The 20,994-nt window shown below is 64.3% G+C and carries 20 protein-coding genes; 8 read left to right on the top strand and 12 right to left on the bottom strand.

Annotated features, from left to right (window positions below):
• Positions 1 to 25: 25 nt before the first annotated feature.
• The 5 genes from MU558_RS12300 to MU558_RS12280 all read right to left on the bottom strand — a co-directional run bounded on the left by MU558_RS12300 (position 26) and on the right by MU558_RS12280 (position 5,590).
• Positions 26 to 520: a M41 family metallopeptidase gene (locus MU558_RS12300; protein WP_246966567.1), complete on the bottom strand. Its 495-nt coding sequence runs from the start codon at positions 518 to 520 to the stop codon at positions 26 to 28.
• A gap of 180 nt (positions 521 to 700) precedes the next feature.
• Complete coding sequence (locus tag MU558_RS12295) at positions 701 to 1,807, bottom strand: hypothetical protein (protein WP_246966566.1); 1,107 nt, start codon at positions 1,805 to 1,807, stop codon at positions 701 to 703.
• Between the two features lie 147 nt (positions 1,808 to 1,954).
• Complete coding sequence (gene sufD, locus MU558_RS12290; RefSeq protein ID WP_246966565.1) at positions 1,955 to 3,169, bottom strand: Fe-S cluster assembly protein SufD; 1,215 nt, start codon at positions 3,167 to 3,169, stop codon at positions 1,955 to 1,957.
• Between the two features lie 14 nt (positions 3,170 to 3,183).
• Complete coding sequence (gene sufB, locus MU558_RS12285) at positions 3,184 to 4,614, bottom strand: Fe-S cluster assembly protein SufB (RefSeq protein WP_246966564.1); 1,431 nt, start codon at positions 4,612 to 4,614, stop codon at positions 3,184 to 3,186.
• 61 nt (positions 4,615 to 4,675) lie between these two features.
• Positions 4,676 to 5,590, bottom strand: coding sequence for an ABC transporter ATP-binding protein (locus MU558_RS12280; RefSeq protein WP_246966563.1), 915 nt, complete (start codon positions 5,588 to 5,590; stop codon positions 4,676 to 4,678).
• A 71-nt stretch (positions 5,591 to 5,661) separates the two neighbouring features.
• Between MU558_RS12280 and MU558_RS12275 the strand changes: the two genes are divergently transcribed.
• Positions 5,662 to 5,889, top strand: a complete 228-nt coding sequence (locus tag MU558_RS12275; protein ID WP_246966562.1) for a hypothetical protein — start codon at positions 5,662 to 5,664, stop codon at positions 5,887 to 5,889.
• A gap of 174 nt (positions 5,890 to 6,063) precedes the next feature.
• On the opposite strand, the gene MU558_RS12270 is transcribed toward MU558_RS12275, so the two are convergent.
• On the bottom strand, positions 6,064 to 8,790 hold the full coding sequence (locus MU558_RS12270) for a DNA-directed DNA polymerase (protein ID WP_246966561.1): 2,727 nt from the start codon (positions 8,788 to 8,790) through the stop codon (positions 6,064 to 6,066).
• 141 nt (positions 8,791 to 8,931) lie between these two features.
• Here MU558_RS12270 and MU558_RS12265 point away from each other — a divergent pair, with 141 nt between their 5' ends.
• Genes MU558_RS12265 through MU558_RS12255 form a run of 3 tightly spaced genes read left to right on the top strand, consistent with a single transcriptional unit; the run spans position 8,932 to position 10,030 of the window.
• Positions 8,932 to 9,117, top strand: coding sequence for a DUF7331 family protein (locus MU558_RS12265; protein ID WP_246966560.1), 186 nt, complete (start codon positions 8,932 to 8,934; stop codon positions 9,115 to 9,117).
• 47 nt (positions 9,118 to 9,164) lie between these two features.
• Positions 9,165 to 9,596 (top strand): DUF7322 domain-containing protein, encoded by a 432-nt coding sequence (locus MU558_RS12260; RefSeq protein WP_246966559.1) that lies wholly within the window; start codon positions 9,165 to 9,167, stop codon positions 9,594 to 9,596.
• Complete coding sequence (locus MU558_RS12255) at positions 9,593 to 10,030, top strand: DUF7346 family protein (RefSeq protein WP_246966558.1); 438 nt, start codon at positions 9,593 to 9,595, stop codon at positions 10,028 to 10,030. Before MU558_RS12260 ends, MU558_RS12255 begins: the two co-directional genes overlap by 4 nt.
• Here MU558_RS12255 and rad50 read toward each other — a convergent pair.
• The 3 genes from rad50 to MU558_RS12240 all read right to left on the bottom strand — a co-directional run bounded on the left by rad50 (position 10,027) and on the right by MU558_RS12240 (position 14,384).
• Complete coding sequence (gene rad50, locus MU558_RS12250) at positions 10,027 to 12,711, bottom strand: DNA double-strand break repair ATPase Rad50 (RefSeq protein WP_246966557.1); 2,685 nt, start codon at positions 12,709 to 12,711, stop codon at positions 10,027 to 10,029. The two genes, MU558_RS12255 and rad50, sit on opposite strands and share 4 nt — an antisense overlap.
• Entirely contained in the window at positions 12,708 to 14,024 is a 1,317-nt protein-coding gene (gene mre11 / locus MU558_RS12245) for a DNA double-strand break repair protein Mre11 (protein ID WP_246966556.1), read from the bottom strand. Before mre11 ends, rad50 begins: the two co-directional genes overlap by 4 nt.
• A gap of 84 nt (positions 14,025 to 14,108) precedes the next feature.
• Entirely contained in the window at positions 14,109 to 14,384 is a 276-nt protein-coding gene (locus MU558_RS12240) for a MarR family transcriptional regulator (RefSeq protein ID WP_246966555.1), read from the bottom strand.
• 124 nt (positions 14,385 to 14,508) lie between these two features.
• Between MU558_RS12240 and pan1 the strand changes: the two genes are divergently transcribed.
• Positions 14,509 to 15,726, top strand: a complete 1,218-nt coding sequence (gene pan1 / locus MU558_RS12235) for a proteasome-activating nucleotidase Pan1 (protein WP_246966554.1) — start codon at positions 14,509 to 14,511, stop codon at positions 15,724 to 15,726.
• 74 nt (positions 15,727 to 15,800) lie between these two features.
• Here pan1 and MU558_RS12230 read toward each other — a convergent pair whose 3' ends face one another.
• Positions 15,801 to 15,938 (bottom strand): hypothetical protein, encoded by a 138-nt coding sequence (locus MU558_RS12230; RefSeq protein WP_246966553.1) that lies wholly within the window; start codon positions 15,936 to 15,938, stop codon positions 15,801 to 15,803.
• A 199-nt stretch (positions 15,939 to 16,137) separates the two neighbouring features.
• Between MU558_RS12230 and MU558_RS12225 the strand changes: the two genes are divergently transcribed.
• The 3 genes from MU558_RS12225 to MU558_RS12215 all read left to right on the top strand — a co-directional run bounded on the left by MU558_RS12225 (position 16,138) and on the right by MU558_RS12215 (position 19,749).
• On the top strand, positions 16,138 to 17,004 hold the full coding sequence (locus MU558_RS12225; RefSeq protein WP_246966552.1) for a cell surface glycoprotein: 867 nt from the start codon (positions 16,138 to 16,140) through the stop codon (positions 17,002 to 17,004).
• 150 nt (positions 17,005 to 17,154) lie between these two features.
• A complete protein-coding gene (locus MU558_RS12220; RefSeq protein WP_246966551.1) occupies positions 17,155 to 17,709 on the top strand; it encodes a GMP synthase subunit A in 555 nt (184 codons plus the stop codon).
• A gap of 183 nt (positions 17,710 to 17,892) precedes the next feature.
• Positions 17,893 to 19,749 carry a DUF2070 family protein gene (locus MU558_RS12215; protein ID WP_246966550.1) on the top strand — a complete coding sequence of 619 codons (1,857 nt, stop codon included), beginning with the start codon at positions 17,893 to 17,895 and terminating at the stop codon, positions 19,747 to 19,749.
• A 6-nt stretch (positions 19,750 to 19,755) separates the two neighbouring features.
• Here the strand turns inward: MU558_RS12215 and MU558_RS12210 are convergent, their stop codons facing one another.
• Positions 19,756 to 19,944, bottom strand: coding sequence for a hypothetical protein (locus MU558_RS12210; protein WP_246966549.1), 189 nt, complete (start codon positions 19,942 to 19,944; stop codon positions 19,756 to 19,758).
• An 84-nt stretch (positions 19,945 to 20,028) separates the two neighbouring features.
• On the bottom strand, positions 20,029 to 20,994 hold the full coding sequence (locus MU558_RS12205; protein ID WP_246966548.1) for an alpha/beta fold hydrolase: 966 nt from the start codon (positions 20,992 to 20,994) through the stop codon (positions 20,029 to 20,031).

Here is a 20,994-nt window from a genome sequence, read left to right as displayed (position 1 = left end):
GTCACGTCGCCGTTCGCTGCCTCGTTCATGCTCGACGCTCCATGATCTCGGTCACGTCTTCGACGCCCTCTTTTTCTTCCTCGCGGATCGCTCGAAGCGTCTCGAGGACCCGATCGCGGTCGACGGCAAACTTCCCGTCGGAGGCTTCGATCGCCTCGATCAGGTCGTCGTAGAACTTGTAGGCCGTCTCCTCGTTACAGAGCTGGTCGTAGAGGACGCCATCGGTGTCCTCCGGCGCGCCGTAGCGGGCGTCGACCAGTTCGTTGATATCCTCGTAGGAAACCGTCTCGGCGTCGAGTTCGTCGATCAGCGCCTCGAGACGCTCGCGGTGGTCGGCCGACTCGTCGGCGGCCTCGGCGAGCAGCTCTCGCACCTCCTCGTCGATCGCCTCCCGTTCGGCTGCGGGCAACGACTCGAGGTGGTGGGCGGCGCGTGACTCGACGACCTCTTCCAGCACGACTCCGATCTGGAGGAGTCGGGTGAGCTGGTGGTCGCTCGAGACGCGCTGTCCCAGACTCATATCACGTTCTCTGGGGCGACGATACTTAACGGTCCCTACTCTGTAGCCAGTCTGTGGCCACCACGGTAGTTCGGACCGACGGTCGACGACTCGTAACGGCAGGTGCGAGTCGATTCCGGGGCACCCGTGAACCGTCCTGCGGTTGTCCCGGTAACCAGCCGCAGCTATCAGTCTCACCCCTTACTCGTCGAACGTCCAGACGCGAGCGCCGTCGCCGCCGTCGATGGCGTCGACCTGCCGGAGCGCTGCTTTGATACAGCGCCACCAGCTGTCAGTGGTGTCGTACCCCGCTGGATACTCCTCGTAGAGCGCGTCGACGACCTGGGACTTGCGGGCCCGCCCGCAGTCGCGAAGGTACGCAATCGCGTGTCCGGCGGCCTCTCGGCGCCGCTCGACGACGTCTTTCGAGCGGCCGGGGATCGACAGCGAATCGAGGTCGACAACGTCCTCACCGAGGCGAACGTCGGAGGCCGCGAGATCCGTCGCAGAGCTGTACTCGAGGCCCGTCTGGACGTCGCGGTCGAGCCGTTTTCGCGTCTTCGCGACGGCACGTCGGGACAGCTCGTCGAGGCGGTCGACCTCGACGGTTCCGAGGACGCCGGCGTCCTCGGCGATGGGGTCGTTCTGGATACGCGCGATGCGCTCCGGAGAGAGGTTCGATTCGATCTCTTCAGTGGGCCGGTCGCTCGCTGGCTCGTCCTGGTCGGTTCGGCCGCTCGCTGGCTCGTTCTGGTTGCGTCGGTCACCTGCTGACTCCGCTCCGTCGTCCGGGGACTCCGCTCCGTCGTCCGGGTTCGTTCGATCGCTCTCGCTGTGCTCGTCGGCGGTCGAACGGGCCGTCGGACCCTGTCGGACCGTCGTCTGGGGTGAGCCGCGGACCTGGACAGTCGGGTCGCTTCGAGACTGCCGCCAGCCGCCATCCGAATTCGCCACGACACCGGAGCCGGTCACACCGCGGCCCGATGGCGAGCACGGATCCGCGTGAGTCTCCGTCGGCGAATCGTCCGACCGATCCAGTTCGGACGCCGCCGACGGAGGGGCGTCTTCGTCTTCCGTCTGGGCCTCGTCGTCGAATTCGCCGACCGCCGCGAGGCGAGCCTCGAGTTGCGCGATCCGCTCGCGGTAGGCGGCGAGAAGACCGTCCAGGTCACTGCCTTCGTCGATCGATGCGCGGTGCTCGACGATCCAGCTGACGTAGGCGGACCGACTCTCGAAGCCGAGCAGCGCGCGCTCGCGTTCTAACTCCTCGACCGTCTCGTCGTCAAGTTCGACGGGGAACGCCCGCATCGATACGTCGTACCGCGTCCCCCTACAAAAAACGACAGCAGACGCGCGGCAGACGAGACGTGGGCGAAGTGCTCGTCGCTCGAGTCGCAGTCGAAGAGAAACGAAGAGAAGAACCGAGTTCCGAAACGGTCCGGAAGGGCGAAGTCGTTACTCGCGCAGCCGGGCCTGGATCAGCTCCTCGAGGTCGTCGCGGAGTTCCTCGACTTCGATCTCCTCCAGGACGGGAACGAAGAAGCCTTCGACGAGCATGTTTTGCGCCAGTTCGGGCGTGAGACCGCGGGAGGTCATATACAGCAGGTCCTCCTGGTCGATCTGCCCGACGGTCGCCGAGTGACTGGCCTCGGTGTCGTGGTTGTTGATGATGAGCTTCGGCGAGGCGTCGGCTTCAGACTCGTCGGAGAGCATCAGCGTGTTCTCGCGCTGGTAGGAGCTCGTGTCCCAGGCGTCTTGCCCGACGTCCTGGACGCCCTCGTAGACCGAGCGGGCGGTGTCGTCGGTGACGCCGCGAGTGACGAGGTCGGCCGTCGTGTGCTCGGCGCGATGCCAGACCTTCACGTCGAGGTCGAAGTGCTGGTCGTCGTGACCGAAGAACGCACCGACGATCTGGGTCTCCGAGCCGTCGCCGGCGAGTTCGGTCGAGGTCTCGGTCTTCGTCAGACGCGAGCCGATGTTGCCCTCGACGAAGTTGACGGTCGCGTACGTGTCGGCGACGCCGCGTTTGACGGTGAAGTCGTAGGTCTCCTCCGAGAGGTTCTGGAGGCTCCCGTACTGGACGTAGCTGTTCTCTCCGGCGACGATCTCGACGACGCCGCTGTAGTAGCGTTCGCCTTCCACGTCTTCGGAGCCGGTCGCCTGGCGCTCCAGGATCGTCACCGAACTCGACTCCTCGGTGACGACGAGCGTGTAGTTGAACAGCGACCGGGAGTTCATCTCCGTACGAATCGTCACGTCCTCGGCGTCGACGCCCTCGGGGACGTAGATCACGGTCCCGGTGCTAAACAGCGCCGTCGAGAGCGCCGTGAGGTAGTTCTCCTGGGGGTCGACCGTCGAGCCGAAGTGCTCGCGAACGAGGTCTTCGTGTTCGGCGATCGCCTCGCTCCACGGGAGGACCTCGACCTCGTCGGGACCGACCTGGTCTTTCTCTTCGGCGGCGTCGAGCGGGTCGACCAGCGTCTCGAAGTCGAGGTCGTGAAGGTTCGTCCAGTCGCGACCCGGCGTCCGGATGACGTCGGGCATGTCGAGCTCGGCGAGCGCCTCGAGCGCCTCGAGACGGGTCTCTAGGAGCCACTCGGGCTCGTCGAGACCACTGCTGATCTCGCGTACCTGTTCGTCCGTCAGATTTGCGTGTACCTGCGTGCTCATGTGTCGTCTCGGGATTATCCGAGGCTTCCCTCCATCTCGAGTTCGATGAGGCGGTTGAGTTCGACCGCGTACTCGATGGGCAGTTCCTCCGTGATCGGCTCGATGAAGCCGGCGACGATCATCTTCTTGGCGTCGTCGTCGTCCAGTCCACGCGACTGGAGGTAGAAGATGTCCTCGTCGCCGATCTTGCCGACGGTCGCCTCGTGGGCGACGTCGACTTTCGACTCCTCGATCTCCATGTACGGCATGGTGTCCGACGTGGATTCGTTGTCGAACATCAGCGCGTCACACTCGACGGCAGTCGAGGAGTCCTCGGCACCGTCGGCGATGTGGACGAGGCCGCGGTAGTTGGTGCGGCCGCCGTCTTTGGAGATCGACTTGGACTCGATCGTCGACTTCGTGTTCGGCGCGTTGTGGTAGACCTTCGCACCGGTGTCGATGTCCTGACCTTCGCCAGCGAAGGCGATCGTGATGTGGGTGTCGGTCGCGCCGCGACCCTTGAGGATCGAGCACGGGTAGAGCATGGTCGCCTTCGAGCCCATCGAGCCCGAGACCCACTCCATCGTCCCGTTCTCCTCGACGATGGCGCGTTTGGTGTTGAGGTTGAACGTGTTCTTCGACCAGTTTTGCACCGTCGAGTACTGGACGTGAGCGTCTTCCTTGACGAAGACCTCGACGCCACCGCTGTGGAGGTTGTGGGTTCCGTACCGGGGCGCAGAACAGCCCTCGATGTAGTGAACCTCGGAGCCAGGTTCGGCGACGATGAGCGTGTGCTCGAACTGGCCCATCCCCTCGGAGTTCATCCGGAAGTACGCCTGGACCGGCATCTCGACGGTCACGTCCTCGGGGACGTAGACGAACGAACCGCCGGACCAGACCGCGCCGTGGAGCGCCGCGAACTTGTTGTCGCTCGGGGGGACGCAGGTCGTCATGAAGTGTTCCTTGACGATCTCGGGGTGCTCCTTGACCGCCTGGTCCATGTTCATGAAGATGACGCCCTTCTCCTCCCACTGTTCTTGCATGTTCTGGTAGACGATCTCGGACTCGTACTGGGCGCCAACGCCCGAGAGCGCGTTCTTCTCCGCCTCGGGAATGCCGAGTTTGTCGAACGTGTCTTTGATCTCGTCGGGCAGCTCCGTCCAGTCGTCGACGCCTTCGCGCTTGTCGACGTCCGGACGGATGTAGGGGACGATCTCCTCGATATCGAGTTCGGAGAGATCCGGCTGGCCCGGCCAGCCCGTCGGCATCGGCATATTCTGGTACTGCTTGAGCGCGCGGAGCCGGCGCTCGAGCATCCACTCGGGCTCGTCTTTGTCCTCGGAGATCATGCGGATGACCTCCTCGGTCAGTCCCTTCTCGGACTTGACCGCGGCGCGCTCTTCTTTCTTGAACTCGAAGCGGGCCTCGGTGTCGGTTTCCTTGAGGTGGTCTTGTTCGGAACTCATAATGTTTCGTAGTTCTGGTTTACGTCTGTAGGGTCTTTAGGGTTTGTCTAGCTAGATCCGGTTACGCGGCCTCGTAGACCTCTTCGCGCACCCAGTCGTACCCCTTGTCCTCGAGCTTCTCGGCCAGTTCGGCGTCGCCGCTCATGACGACTTCACCGTCGAGCATGATGTGGACGCGGTCGGGCTCGACGTAGTCGAGGATGCGCTGGTAGTGGGTGATCTGCAGGATGCCCGTCCCCTGCTCGTCGCGCAGGGCGTTGATGCCAGTCGAGACGTCCTGGAGGCGGTCGATGTCGAGCCCGGAGTCGATCTCGTCCAGGACGGCGATCGACGGCTCGAGGATCGCAGCCTGGAGCACCTCGTTTTGCTTCTTCTCGCCGCCCGAGAAGCCGGCGTTGAGGTAGCGCTGGGCGAACTTCTCGTCCATGTCCAGTTGCTCCATCTTCTCGCGGAGGATCTCCTGGAACTCGGCGACGCCGATCTCGCCCTCGTCGGCGGGGCCTTCCATCGGCGAGGTTTCGTAGCCTTCGTCCTCTTCGTCTTCGGCTGCTTCCTCCTCGTCTTCCTCGAAGAGTTCTTCGCGCTCTTCGATCTTCGCGTTCAGCGCCGTCCGGAGGAAGTTCGTCATCGTGACGCCCTCGATCTCGACGGGGTACTGGAATCCGAGGAAGATCCCGAGTGCGGCGCGCTCGTTGGGCTCGAGGTCGAGCACGCTCCAGGTCCGCATGTCCTCGGGAATCTCGGCGTCCTCGCCGAACTCGTCTTCCTCGAGGTGGATCAGGACCTCGCCGTCGGTTACGTCGTAGGCGGGGTGGCCGGCGATGACCTTCGCCGTCGTCGACTTACCCGAGCCGTTCGGACCCATCAGGGCGTGGATCTCGCCCGACTCGACCTCGAGGTCGACGCCACGAAGGATCTTCTCTCCACCGTCCTCTGCGACTTCCGCGTGCAGGTTCTTGAGTTCGAGACGTGCCATAGTACTCTGTCGTCTAAACGGTGGGTCGTATGACTGATAACGGTTTCGTATCCGGATGTATCCAGTGCTGAATGGAGAAGGATATTTTTCTAAATAGAAAATCCGTTATAGGGTTCTTCGAACTATCGATCGTCGATCCGTCACAGATACACGACGTGACGTCCGACCGATATTGCCAGTATGTCGGGTTTGAGGGCCTGGCGGGTGAAAACGCGGGAAAGAAAACCGTCGTATCACGAAGCGAAAACGAGTTCGAATGCGATGACGTAACCGAATTCAGTTCCGGGCTCGACGACTGATACGGACCGCTGTACGTCCTTCCTGCAGCGATCGCGTCCCGTCGGACGGTCGCTGCGGAAAATAGGTACAGCAGACCGTACGGCACGAGACCGTCGTAACGCCGATTGGACGGCAGTCCCGGCACGTCCGCGAACTGTCCGCGGTTACGCCGGAAATCGGGACGACCGGCAGTGTTACATGAAGCTATCGAGGCCAGTCTGCTCCTGGCCCGCCTTGACTTCCTCCCAGGAGATGTCCAGTGCCTCGAGGATGCGAGAGATCGGTCCCTTCAGGGTCTTCTCGAGCATCTCGTCGTAGTCCACTTCGAACTCCTCGGGGATCTGGTCTTCGTACTCGAAGCAGATGACGTCCGGGTTGCGCTTGAACGCGCCGTAGAGGGGGTCACGCTGGGGATCGAATCCCTCCTCGTCTTCCATCCGGCGGAAGAACGCCGGGTCGACCCGCTCGAGGTAGAGCCGTTTGGGCTTGCTGCCACGCTGGAAGTTGGTCCCCAGCAGGAGGTTCGCGTACTTCGCACCGCGGACCTGGGCCGTGTCGGTGTCGTAGTTGTCCAGCCGTTTGCCGATCCCGCCAGGGATGGCGATCTCCTCGTAGCTCGCGTTGCCCGTACGAACGTCCTCGATGATCTCGTTGACGTACTCTTTGACGCCCTCGACGTCGCCCTCCCTGACGATCATCTCGATGACGCGGTGTTGGACTTCCTTCGTGATCGGGGCGATGTCCGAGCGCTTGTACTCGAAGCCCGTGATGTCGACGTCGTCGACGTCCTTGCCTTCCTTCCAGACGATGTGGCCCGCGTAGCGTTTCTTGGTCCCCGCCTGGAAGAAGCGCCGGTAGAGTTTCTCGAACTCGATCTGGAAGCGGTGTTCCTCGGCGTGCAGATCCTCGCGTGCGAAGTCGTCGTATCGTCCGTTTATGTGATCCTCGATCTCGAACGATCGCTCGATGGCTTCTTCTTTCGAGACCTCGGGGCCGAGTGACAACATGACAGAATCTGTATCACCGTACGCGACCTGATAGCCCTGTTCGCTCGCGGCGGTCTCGGTGAATTCGATGACTTCTCTCCCTGTTGCGGTTATTGCGGCTGCAGCCTCCTTGTCGTACAGCCGAAACCGATCCCACCCCGAAACGCCGTAGAGCGAATTCATAATAACCTTGACAGCTCCTTGCTGACGGTCGTATTGCTCGTACTCCGGCGTGCCGGGGTCGTGTCCGTCTCGGAGGGATTTCTTTTCTTCGCGCTCGGCGAGCAACTCCTTGATCATCTCCCGCATCACGCCGTCGGGCTCTTTGCGGAAGTGGGTCTCGGGCTCCGTAGGAGCGACGAACGTCTCACCGTCGTAGGTCTCGGGATCGACTTTCGTCTCCGGCGAGGCGTTGACCGTCACCATACACATCGGATACAGACTCTTCAGGTCGAGCACGGTGACGTTCTCGCGGACGCCGGTGATCGGGTCGAACACCGCACCACCCTCGTACTCCTCGCCCGCTTCCTGCTGGCCCTTCGAAGGGAGCGCGAACCGACCGTGAGCCTCGTGGAGGACGTACATGTCCACCGTATCGCCCGGCGTGGGGGCGTCCTCGAGTCGACAGCCGACGAAAGAGCGCACCTCGTCCCAGAACGCGATGATCTCCTGCTGGCGGTCGAGTTCGACGCAGAGTTCGACGTCCCGGAGGTTGTACTCGAGCAGCCTGGTGGGGTCGTCCTCCCAGAGGTCGCCGATGTCGCCCGGGTAGCGTTCCTTGCCGACGCCGAGTTCCTCCTCGCCGACGGCGTCGAGTCGGTAGGAGTCGAGTTCGGAGAAGACCATCCGCTGGTAGCCGTACAGCAAGTCGAAGACGACCCGTCCCTTGATGTCCGGGCCACCCCAGTTACTACGCCAGACCTCGTCGACACGAGAGAGGCGATCGATCGACAGGTCGTAGTCGTGGTGGGGGCCCTCGAGGACCTCGAGGCGGTCGAGGAAGTACGGGGCGTCGAAATCCTCGAAGTTCCACCCGGTTAGAACGTCTGCGTCGGTTTCGTCGACGTACTCGACGAAGGCCTCGAGCATGGCCTCCTCCTCGTCGAAGCGTCGCACCTCGTGGTCGATCTCGCCCTCGATCGGGTCGTAGTCTTCGAGTGCGGTCGGGATCTCGCCGTCCCCGATTGGGGCCTCGTAGAGCCACACGACGTACTCGTCGCGGTAGGAGTCGTGGCTGGTGAGACAGACGATCGGCTCCTCGCCGTCCTCGGGGAATCCCGACCGGTCGTCGACCTCGATGTCGAAGGTGAGCACGCGTGGATCGGCGTCGACGTCGACGGGTTCGACTTCCTCGTGGGAGACGTGAAGCGAGCCGTCGTCGGCGCGCCGTTCCGGTACGCGGATTCCGCTGCGGACGTCCTTGTCGATGAGAAGTCGGTCCGGAAACAGGATGTCGGCCTCGTAGTGGTCGAAGTCGTCGCGGACCTGCCCGACGTCGCGGGGCGTCTGGCCGAAGATCTTCGTCAGGCGCTCACCCCGGATGCTCTCGTAAGGGTCGCCGTTCCGGTCCGTCTCCCGGCTTCCCGTCAGTCGGTCGTACTCCTCTTCGGGTGGGCGCTCGAGCGACGCCGTCGGTGCGTAAAAGTACGGACGAAAGTCGACGATCTGGACGTGCTCGAGCTCGTTGTCGGCCGTCCGTCCGAAGACGTGCAAGATCGGTCGTTCGCTGTCGCCGTGGCCGACGATCGTGTAGTCGACCTGCATCACGGCGAGGTCGACCTCGCCGTCGGCGTCGGGGAGCGTTTCCTCGGTCGGATCGATCACGTCGGCGGTCGGCTGCCCGCCGTTACCCGCGACGTGGGCGGCCTCTTCCTCCGGCCGCCGTTCGGACTCGCTCGAGAAGTCCGCGAGTCCCGTCTGCCCCTCCTCGGTCATGGTTCTGGCGTTGGCAGCCACCGGATAAAAACCTCCGCAATCGAGTGCCCGAGCCGATCGCAACGGGGGGTTGCCGTCGGGCCAAATGTAATTGTACCGGCAACAAGACATATAACGTGGTAACACATAGCATGGAACGAGGTGAACGATGTGGCTACTCGTGTGAACGACGACGGGACGAACGACGAGAACCAGGCACGTGACGGCACCGGACTCGAGACGGTCGAGTCGTACGAGACCGACGACGGCGTCGTGTTCTACGACGCCGAGAATCCGCTCGCGTGGGTCGAAACCACTCGGACGCTCTCGCTCGAGGAGCTCGCTTGAGCGACGAACACTAACCCTTTTCCTCCCTTCACGTCGTGTAGTCGACCGTGGTATTCGAACCGACCGAGCACGAACCGGAGGAGTACGACCCCGAGGAGGACCTCCACGATCCGGAGACGGACTCGCTGACGATTCCGAAGGTTGACCCGGTCGAGCCTCCCGAGGTGTCGACGGCCGAAACCGACGTTCCGAGTGACGTCCTCCAGACGTTCTGGGCCCTCGTGCTCGTGCTCAACGCGGCGATACTCGCCGTTACGCTCGGCGCGATGTTGCTCTACTTTCGCGGCGAGACGACCGTCGGGGGGAGTCTGGTCGCCGGCGGGTGTCTACTTTTCGCCTTCTCCGTTCGGCGCTACCGGTCGTATCAGACCGCAGACGACGAAACGCCGACCGTATCGACCGCGTCCGACGCGACCGAAACGGATTCAGGCGCGCAGTCAGGAGAGGACGCTACACCCGACGAGACGACCGACGCATGAAAACCGTACGAGACGACGACGGCAGACAGTATCTCTTGCTCAAACGATCGTCGAACGCCAGCCTCGTTCGCGATCCATCGACCGGCAACGAGTGTTACATCAGCAACGACCGCCTCGAGCCCGTCGACGAGTGCTCGCCGCTCGAGATGGCTGCAACGGGCATCGACGAATCGCTTCGAAAACTCGTCCGGGGCGTCCACGACGACCGGACGCTCGGCTTCCTCCTCGAACTCGACGACCGCGGGCCGACGAGCGTCCGCGTCCTCGCCGACCGGTACGACTTCTGCGAGAGCGACCTCCACGGGCGTCTCGCGGAACTCACCGCGGCCGGACTGATCGAAGAAGCCGACGTCGCTGGCGAACGCGGCTACCGCGTCACCGACGACTGTCGGATGGCACTCGAGGTCGTTCGCAACGCGACGCGAGACGACTAGTCGGACGCGAGCAGTTCCGCCGCCAGCGGCTCGCTCCGCTCGAGTCGCGACCGGTTCGACGTCGCGTCCTTCTCGACGCGGACGAGTGCGTCAGCCGCACCCACAAGTTCTTCGTCGTGGCTGACGACGACGATCTGTTCGACGCCGAGGTCGCGCATCGACTCGATCAGCGAGACGAGTCGCGTGACGTGGCCCGAGTCGAGGAAGACCGTCGGCTCGTCCAGGATCAGCGGCGGCATCGGCGCGGCCCCCTCGACGCCCTCCGCGAGCAGCCGGTAGATCGCACACCGAAGGCTGAGGTTGAACAGTGCCCGCTCGCCGCCCGAGAGCTGTTCGGGCTCGAGCGGTTCGCCGTCTTTCTGGTAGACCGTCAACTGGTAGTCGCCGTCCAGATCGATCCCGGCGTAGGAGTCGTTCTGGTAGACCAGGTCGAACGTCTCGTTCAACAGCCGCTCGAGCGTCTCGACGTTGTGCTGGCGCAACTCGGCGCGGAGGTCGCCGTAGGTCGCCTGTAGGGTTTCGGCTTCCTCGTACAGCGACTCGAGGTCTGCACACCGCTCGTCGACCGTCTCGAGGCGGTCCCGGAGTCCCTCGAGTTCCTCGAGTTCGTTCTCGACGGCACCGATCGCGTTTTGCACCTCGTCGCGACTCTCCCGCAGTTCCGAGAGCTTCTCGTCGACCTGCGCCAGGTACTGCTCGGCGTTGCGTTTCTCCTCGCGGGCACTCTCGATCCGGTTCTCGTCGAACTCGTCTTCGAGGTCGCGCTTGCGGTCGCGTTTCGTCGAGAGCGACTCGCGGCGCTCGTCGTTCATCTCTTTCCAGTCTTCTCTGCGCTGGCGGAGCGTCTCGACGTCGTCTGCGAGACTGCTTCGCTCGTTGGCGATCTCCGAGATGCGCTCGAGCGTCGCCAGCGTCTCCTTGATCTGCCCGCGCTCGGCGTTGATCTCGCCGAGTTCGGCCCGCGCGTCGGCCACCTCGTCCTCTCGTTCGTCGGCCGCGGACCGCTTTTCCTCGGCCGCTCGCTCGTACTCCGCAGCGTCTTCGCGAAGTCGGTCGCACTGCTCGCGCCGGTTCGCGAGGGTCTCGCGCTTTTCCGCGAGCAACTGCTCGACGTTGTCGCGGTTGTCCTCGAGTCGGTCGACCTGCCGTTCGGCCTCACAGAGCGCTTCGGCGCGGTCGATCCGCTCGGCGAGTTCCTCGCGTTCGGCCTCGAGTTCCTCGCGTTCGGCCTCGAGATCGGCGAGTTCCGCCCGGCGTTCGTCGAGCACGTCGACGTGTGGCGAGTCGTCGACCGGCTGGCCACACTCGGGGCACTTGCCCTCCTCGAGCAGCCGTTCGCCCTCCTCGATCGCGTTCTCGGCGGTCCGAACGTCGGCGGTGACGTCGTTGATCTCCGCGACCAGTTCCTCGCGGTCGTCCTCGAGGGCGTCGAGGTGGTCGTCGGCCGCGCCGAACGCGACCGGCGCGTCGTCGAACGTCGCCCGCGCGGCCTCGATTTCCGACGCGAGGTCGTCGAGTTTCGCCTCGCGGTCCGCGATCACCTCCTCGTCGGTCTCGATCTGGGCTTCGAGGTCGGCGGCCTCCTCGCGAGCCGACTCGGCTCGCTCCTCGAGGTCGGCAGCCTCCGCGCGGAGCCGTTCGACCTCGTTGTTTCCCTCCGTAATCGTCACCCGGACGTCCTCGAGGTCGTCGCGCAGTTCCTCGTCGCGAGCCTCGAGTTCCTCGATCCGAGCCCGGACGACGTCGTCGTCGGGATCGGCCGTCTCGAGGTCGACGTCCGCGAGCAATTCGGCGCGTTCCGCCGCGCGCTCCTCGCGTCGCTCTCTGAGTTCGCGGATCTCGTCGGTCGCTTCCTCGCGTTTGCGCTCGGTTTCAGAAATCTTCGAGCGCAGGTCCGTGATCTCTTCGTCGAGTTCCTGGAGCTCCTCGCGGGTCTCCTCGTGGCGCTCGAGGACGTCGACCGCGGTCTCGAGCGTGCGTTCGGCCTCGTCTCGATTGGATTCGTAGCGGTCGATCTCCTCGCGCAGTTTTGCCCGGCGGGACTCGAGCCCGTTCAGCCGATCGTGGAGGTCTTTCTCTTCCTTGCGTTCGACCTGTTCCCGGAGGTTCTCGAGGACCTCGCGCTGGCCGTCGAGGACGGTCTTCACGCCGAGGCGGGCATCGCTTGCGCGCTCGCGGTACTCCTCGAGTGCGCCGAGTTGCAGGAGGTCGTCGATCATGTCCTGGCGCTCGCTCGGCGAAGCGTGGATGAGTTTGTTCACCTCGCCTTGCCGGACGTACGCGCAGTTGACGAACGCGTCGGCGTCCATCCGCAACAGCGTCGTCACCTCCCGGCGGACGTCCCGTGCCCCCTCGATCGTCCCGTCGGGCGTCTCGAGGACGCACCTGGTCGTGGCGGCCCGATCGCCCCGCAGCTTCAGGTGGCGTTCGACGCGGTAGTCGCGGCCGTCGTGGGTGAAGCCGAGTTCGACCTCGCACTCTTCTTCGCCGGTCGTGATCACGTCGTCGAGCGTGCGGTCGTCGAGGGCCTTCGAGCCGTAGAGCGCGAAGAAGACGGCCTCGAGCAGCGTCGACTTGCCGCTGCCGTTGACGCCGTGGACGACCGTGACGCCGTGGTCGAGCGAGAGGTCGGCGTCGCCGTAGCACTTGAAGTTCCGCAGGCGGATGCGTCCAACTCTCACGCGAAATCACCCATCGAGACCTGTTCGTTCCCGTCGTCGGGTTCGTCGCCGTCCGCGTCCGCGTCGGCCCCGTCGCCGTCGGAGTCGTCGACGTCTGCGTCGTTTTCGTCTCCGTCGGATGCGTCGTCGTCTGCGTCCGACTCGCTCATCGCGTCGGCGACCGTCTGTACCTCCGCAGGATCCCGATCCGGTGCCGGGTCGAACGCCGAGCGATCCTCCTCGAGTGCCTCCCGAACGCGCCGTTCGACGGCCTCGCGGACGTTCGAGTCTGCGACGTCGCCATCGCGAACGGTCCGGTCGATTTCGAGGGCGGCGTCGCTCAGTCCCAGTTCGCGAATCCGTTCCCGGACGGCCGCGTCCGGATCGGCGAAACTCACCGACACGTCCTCCTCTGTGTCGGTGATCTCGCGGCGATCGTTGACGCGAGCGACCAGCGCCCCGCGTTTGGCGGCGAACTCCTCGATCGTGGCGGGGGTGATCGGCTCGCCCTCGCCGTCGACGGTGACGACGACGACCGCGTCCTCGAGGTCGTACTCGCGGATCCGGTCGCGAACGCGGTCGATTCCCTCGCCCTCGGCGAGGTCGACGTCGACGAAGACGAACTCGCGGGTCGTCTCGAGGCCGCGTCGGGAGATGGCCACGTCGTCGTCGAACGTGAGGAGGTTGTAGCCGCGAGCCTCGCGTTCGGCCGCACTCGCCCGTTCGGTCGACCCGCAGTAGGTGACCCACGTCTCCGCGACTTCAGCGGTTCCCGGCGTGTGGTTGTCCCCGAGCAACATCGCGTCGAACTCGACGGTGGCCTCCTCGAGGACGGTCTCGGTGTCCCAGTCGGCGTGGGCGAACGGCTCGAACAGGCCGTGGCTCACCAGAACGGCGTGGTCGGCCGCCGCCGGGACCGGTTCGAACTCGTACTCGAGGTGCTCGCGCTGGGAGCGTGCGACGAAGTCGAGGCCGTAGAACGCGACGTCGTCGACCACGTGTGGCTCGGTCCCGAGTCTGGTGGCGAGTCCGAGGTCCTCGAAGAGGTCGAGCCACTGGGCGTCGCGTTTGGACTCGTGGTTGCCGACGACTGCGAGAAACGGAATCTCGGCGTCGTCGAGAACGCGGAGGACGTCGATCGTTCCCTGCAGGTCGAGCAGTCCCGGCCGGCGGTCGTGAAAGAGGTCACCGGCGTGGACCACCGCGTCGACGTCGTCGTCAGCGGCGTCTTCGGCGACCTGTCGGAAGGCCTCGAGAAAGTCCCGTCGTCGCTCGGGCGCGTTGTACTGCTGGTACCCGATATGGGTGTCGCCCGTGTGGATCACCCGGGTCATCTATCGCGTCGTTATGCATCGATGACTAAAGACGTTCCGTGACCGGGGCGAAAGTGAATCGATCGCCACTCGACGGGCGGAGAATCAGGCCGACGACTCGATATCGAGGCTGTACAGTCGCTTGCGGGCGTCGGAGAAGGAAAAGCGAGACTGGATGACGTTCTCCTCGTCGAGTCGGTTCAGCGCGTACCGAACGGTGCGGGCGGGGAGCAGCGTCTCCTCTGCGATCTGCTGTTGGGTCATCGTGTCGTTGTACTCGAGAACCTTCGCGACGAGCTTCGCACTCGGTGGCAGATCGCGCACGTCGTCCCAGGTACCGCTTGCGTCCGTCTCCTGTCCTAACGGCTCTATCGTACTCATCGTAGACCAGATTTGTACATACGGCCTAATAATATTTGCTGTTTGCTTGTATTCCTGGAGGTAATCACACTGCCGGCTGCATCTACCCGAAGCCTCTTAAGAAGCAACGACCTACGGGTTGGTGATGAGCGACACTGTGGACGACGTCGACCTCCCATACGACGAGGACGAGGCGTCCCAACAGGAGAAAATACGGGCACTCGAGGAACGGCTCGAAGTCCTCGAGTCGCAAAACGAGGAGATGCGGGACAAACTCCTCGACGCGAACGCCGAGAACAACAAGTACCAGCAGAAACTCGAACGGCTCACCCACGAGAACAAGAAGCTAAAGCAGTCGCCGCTTTTCGTCGCCACGGTCCAGGAGATGACCGACGAGGGCGTCATCATCAAACAGCACGGCAACAACCAGGAAGCGCTGACCGAGGTCACAGAGGAGATGCGCGACGAACTGGACCCCGACGCACGTGTTGCCGTCAACAACTCTCTGTCTATCGTCAAGACGCTCTCGAACGAGACGGACGTGCGCGCTCGCGTGATGGAAGTCACCGAGAGTCCCAACGTCAGCTACGAGGACATCGGCGGCTTAGAAGAGCAGATGCAGGAAGTCCGGGAGACCGTCGAGATGCCACTCGAGAAACCCCACATGTTCGAGGACGTCGGCATCGAGCCGCCGAGTGGCGTCTTGCTCTACGGTCCGCCGGGTACCGGGAAGACGATGCTCGCGAAGGCCGTCGCCAACCAGACCGACGCCACGTTCATCAAGATGGCCGGCTCGGAACTGGTCCACAAGTTCATCGGCGAGGGTGCGAAACTCGTCCGTGACCTCTTCGAGGTCGCCCGCGAACACGAACCCGCCGTCATCTTCATCGACGAGATCGACGCCATCGCCTCGAAGCGCACGGAGTCGAAGACCTCCGGCGACGCCGAGGTCCAGCGGACGATGATGCAACTGTTGAGCGAGATGGACGGCTTCGAGGAGCGCGGCGAGATCCGCATCATCGCCGCGACCAACCGCTTCGACATGCTCGACCGCGCCATCCTGCGTCCGGGTCGGTTCGACCGCCTCATCGAGGTCCCCAAGCCGAACGAGGACGGTCGCGAGATCATCTTCAAGATCCACACCCGCGACATGAACGTCGCCGACGACGTCGACTTCGAGAGCCTGGCCACCGAGACCGGCGAGGCCTCCGGGGCCGACATCAAAGCCGTCTGTACCGAAGCCGGCATGTTCGCGATCCGCGACGACCGCACCGAGATCCGTATGGAAGACTTCCTGAACGCCTGGGAGAAGGTGCAAGCGGAGAGCGACGAACGCGAGGACGTCTCCAAGACGTTCGCCTGAGGCGTTCGCTTTTTCACCCGTCTTTTCTCTCGAGCGCCACGATCCTCGAGTTTCGACGCCGTGATCTGTCGACGCTACAGCGCCGCGAAGACCAGCCACGGGACGACGAAGAACACGACGAAAAACAGCGCCAGAATCAGCAGATAGCCTGCGACCGTTCCGCCCGCCGTTTGCCACGATGGATGCTCGTACTCGCTGAAATCGACTGCCATGGGAGTGCTGTCCGCCGAGCAGAGTATAAACGTACCGGAACGACCCCTGGAACCGAACGCGTTCAGAGTTTCGCGCCGTTTCACGGCCCCGAGAGGTCGATCGAGACAGCGGTTCGGTCATTCAGACCCGAAATCATATCGTCCCGTGAACTGGGCTATAAGACTGCGGTCGTACTCGTGGCATACGAGTGCATGAGCCATGACCGGGGAACGTACGCGAACGACCGCCCTCACAGTTTCGCTGGCGACGATCGTCCTGTGTTCGATCGTCGGAACGAGTCTGGTCGCCGGGGCTGCGGGCCCGACGAGCGAGTCCGCGGATCGATCGTCGATCGACGGACTCACCACGAACGGCGACACCGAGTCCGTTGCCAACTCGTCGCTCACCACCGCCAGACAGGCCGATGCGTCGTTTACCGCCTACGGACAGGAGGGGACGATCGTACTCGGTGGCGATCGAGAGGTCGTCTTCCCTGAGAGCGACGAGGACGAACCCCTGCCCGAGAACGCCCCCGAAAACGTCGAGTGGGAGAACGAGTCGTTCGTCATCGACGCCGACGTCGATCTCGAGGAAGGAACGTGGGTCGACGACGGGAACGTCACCGTCCCGCTGATCACCTCCTACAACGTCGACGCAGAGTACGCCGACGTTCGGATGAGCGCGCCGAACGGGTTCGAGGGAACGATCGATCCCGAGACGGGCGAGATGACGGCCCGGGCCGACTTCGTAATCGAGGCGGAGGTCGTCGGCCCGCTCGGTGGACTCGCACCCGACTCGACCTGCAGGACCGAGACCGAACTCGAGTTGACGACCGGGACCAGCGACGACGGTCTCACCGGATCGCCACTCGAGATCGACGCCGAGAACGGCACCGCCACGGCGACGCTCGTCGACGACACCTTCGTCGTCCCCGGCTTCGACACCGTCGAGGGTGTGGGCCCCGTCTGTAGCTCCGCGGCCGGTTCGTTCGGCCTTCCCGCGGAGGAACCGGGTGACAACGAATTCGTGATCGAGTTCTGGTTCGACCTCGAGGACTTCGAAGCGGCGGCGACCGACGACGAGTAGCGCGGCACGCGAACCGACGAACGACGAGGTGATGCCGATCGACGGCACGAAGTCAACGGCGTCGACGCCACCGACGGGACGAATCGGCCGGCAGCGAGGCGAGATCGGTTTTCGCACCGCTTTTACCGGCTGGTTCGCTACGAACACGCAATGACGAAAATCGTCGTGGTGGACAACCACGGACAGTTCACCCATCTCGAGCGCCGGGCGCTTCGCGACCTCGGCGTCGACGTCGAACTGGTAGACAACGAAGTCCCACCCGAAGAAGTCGACGCCGACGGCGTCGTTCTCTCCGGCGGCCCCGACATGGACCAGATCGGCCAGTCGCCGGCGTACCTCGAGGCCGACGTCCCCGTCCTCGGGATCTGCCTCGGCATGCAGATCATGGCCGAGGAGTTAGACGGCCGCGTCGGCAGTGGCGAGTACGGCGGCTACGCCGACGTCACCGTCGACGTCCTCGAGGAAGACGACCCGCTGACAGGCTCGCTCTACCCCGAGACGCGCGTCTGGGCGAGTCACGCCGACGAGGTCAAAGAGCTTCCCGAGGGCTTCGAACTAACGGCGAGAAGTGACGTCTGTGACGTCGAGGCGATGAGCGACGTCGACCGCGACCTCTACGGCGTCCAGTGGCATCCCGAGGTCGCTCACACCGAGAAGGGCGACGAGATCTTCGAGAACTTCCTCGGGATCTGCGAGTCCGCGTGATCGTCCGGGACACGTGCCGGCCGTTCGGCCACCCGTCATCACCCGACGGTGTTCGTCCCAGCCCGACGTGACTCGTCTATCGTGGGATACGTAGACGTACTGTTGTCAACGGAACTCTCGGTACGTCTGCGGCCGGTTTCGTGATGACGGGTTTTATCGCCCCGGAGTGTGAGCACCCGTACGATGACCGCTACGCAGGGGAACCTCGCTGCGCTCTCACGGTTTATTTTTCGGACGCCGCGGTGGTGGACCAGTCTGGCGTTCGTGCTGGCGATCGCCGCCGTCGTCGGCGCGGGCGTCTTCGACAATCGGTTCTGGCTCGAGGACGTCTGGCAGGGCGTCTTCTTCGTCGGCGTGCCGACCGTCGTCGCGAGCGTGCTCACGAGCGTCGTCGACCGTCGCCTCGGCGGTCAGCTCACCCAGAGCCGCTCGTCGTTGCTCGCGCTGACCTGCGAACTGTTCGTCGTCAGTTGCCTCGCCGTCGCCGGCGTCGTCGTCGTTCTCACCGGCTACGGACAGCCGTTCGTCTTCGACGTCCTGCTGATCGCGCTCGCGGGCATCTTCGCGTTTCGGCTGCTGGTCGTGATGGCCGTCTCCCGCCACCGCATGCTCGTCGCCGCCGTCCCCGCGAGCGTCCAGACGCTCGCCGCCGCGCTCCTCTTGTTCGTCTACAGCGGGACGATGCGCTTTCTCGAGGTCGGCGGCCCGCTCGTCGAGCCGTACCTCTCCCGGCCGGACGAAGCGCCGCCGATGCTCCAGACCGTCGTGCCGACGGACTTTCTCGTTCTCGGGCTGTTCTGTCTCATCTACGCCGCGGGCGTCTTCGTCTTCGTCAACGTCCTCGATCGACCCTGGGAACGGAGTCTCGGCGTCAGCGTCCTCGAGTTCGTCGGCAGTTTCGTCGGCCACGTCGCCGAGGGGACGCGCGACCTCGAGCAGTTCTTCGAGCAGATCGGCGAGGACGCGATCGTTCCAGTGACGGTCTGGTCGATCCGGCAGCCGGACGGCACGGAGAAAGCTCGCTTCGTCCTGCCGATGATCCATCCCGGTCCGATGGGTGAGATCGGCGGCGGCAACCTCCCAACGCGGGTGGCGGCCAGCACGGACGGGATGGCGTTCCCGCCCCACGCCACCGCGGGCCACGACTTCAACCTCGTCACCGAACGCGAGGTCGACACGATCATCTCGGCTGCAAACTCTGCACTCGAGTCGCTGCCCACTGGCTCGACGGCCTCGGAGAGCGTCCGGGTCAGGGTCGGCGAGACGACGGTGCTCGGACAGGCGATCGACGACGACCTGGTGCTCGTCGTCACGCACTCGCCGTCGTTTGCCGACGACATCGACTACGCGGTCGGCCTCTCGACGATCGCCGAGGCGCGCACGGCGGGATTCGACGACGTCCTCCTGGTCGACGCGCACAACTGCAACGACGGCCTCGAGGGCGACGATCTGGGTCACGTCGTCCCCGGCAGCCAGCGATCGTTCGATCTCATGGAGGCCGCACGGCAGGTGGCGACCGAACTCGCCGACACACCCCAGCGCGCGGTCCGCGTCGGCACGGCGTGGGACGAAACGCCGTGGTCGCCCGAGGAGGGAATCGGCCCGCTCGGCGTCCGCGTCGCCGTCTTCGAGGTCGGCGAGCAGCGAACCGCCTACGTCCTCGTCGACGGTAACAACATGGAGCCCGGCCTCCGAGAGCGGATCGTCGACACACTCGAGTCGGTCGACGAGGCCGAGGTGATGACGACGGACACCCACCTCGTGAACAGAGTCGAGTCGGTCAACCAGGTCGGCGGCGCGATCGCCCACGACGACCTCGTCGCGCTGGTCGAGCGGCTGGTCGACGACGCGATCGCCGACCTCGAGCCGGTCGAGCTCGGACTGGCCACCGAGCGCACGGAGGTGACGGTCTTCGGTAACGACCGCACCGAGACGCTAGCCAGCCACGCGAACGCGGCCGTCTCGATGGGCGGGGCGCTCGCGGTGATCGTGACGATCGCGGCAGTCAGCGTGAGCCTGCTGGTCTACGCCGTCACGTGACCCGTATCAGGTCTGCCAGGCGACCGACAGCGTCGTGTCGGATCGGATCCAGGCGTCGTCGTTGTGGGTGTCTGCGATGGTGACGGTCCCGTCTTCGGTGGTCCGTTCGACGTATCGGCCGCGGCCGGTTCGATGCTCACTCATCGTCGCGTTGGCGAGCGTCGGGGGCCGGTCGACGTACGTTTCGCCGTTCACGAGTGAACGCTTTATATGGAAAGAATGAAAAGACACTAACACGTTCGCGAACCGGTCCGACGGCGACGGGCGGATCGATCGCCCTCACTCGGCTGGCTTCTCGCGGGCAGGTGCCGGCGGGTGGAGTTCGATGCCGACGTGGTCGGGAGTCAACACGTCGGGAAGGTCCTCCTCGCGCTCGCCGGTGATGTGATCGAGAATCTCCCGAACGTACGCGTTGAACAGCTCCGGGTGTTCGCTCATCGGGAAGTGACCGATCTCGGCCATCTCGACGGCGATCGCGCCCTCACCGATCCCGTCTGCCGTCTGCCGGCCGTCTTCGGGCGTCGTCAGGTAGTCGTACTCGCCGTTGACGGCGTACAGCGGACACTCGTCGGCGTTGACCTGGTCGAGTTTGTCACGGTAGTCGTGGTCGACCGAGTAGTAGTAGAGGTCGCCTTTGAACACGCCCGTCGCCCCCTGCTCGTAGAGGTACATCGTCTCCCGACGGGCCGCCTCGGGGCTCTGGGGAGCCATCAGCCCCCAGCAGGAGTAGGCGTTGACTTCGGTCGTGTTGACCTGCGGATGGTCGAGCCAGTCGATGTAAAATCCGGGACTGTGTGCGCCACACTCGAGGCCGATCAGCGCCTGGAACCGGTCTGGATACCAGTCGGCGAGCTCGAGGGTGATGTTCCCGCCCATACTCGAGCCCATGTAGATCGGGTCCTCGAGCTCGAGTGCGTCGGCGATGCTGACGAGCGTCTCGGCGAACCGTTTGCCGGTCATCGTGTAGTCTTCTTTCCACCACTCCTGGGTCGTCGGCGGCACCGACTTCCCGTGGTAGGGGAGGTCGTGGGCGATGACCCGGAACTCCTCCGTGATGTCGTCGTCGGTCAGCAGGTGTCGCCACTCCTGGCAGTTGTTTCCGGCGGTGTGCTGACAGAGGAGGGGGATCCCGTCTTCGGGCCCCGCCTCCTCGAAGTAGATGCGGTGGTCGACGCCCTCGATCTCCGCGTGGACGTACTTGCCGGTGATCGGTTCGATCTCGCCTTGCTGGTACGTTTCGGACAT

The sequence above is a fragment of the Natribaculum luteum genome, assembly GCF_023008545.1.
GTDB classification, from domain to species: Archaea; Halobacteriota; Halobacteria; order Halobacteriales; family Natrialbaceae; genus Natribaculum; species Natribaculum luteum.
This window is presented reverse-complemented; position numbering and strand designations above follow the sequence as displayed.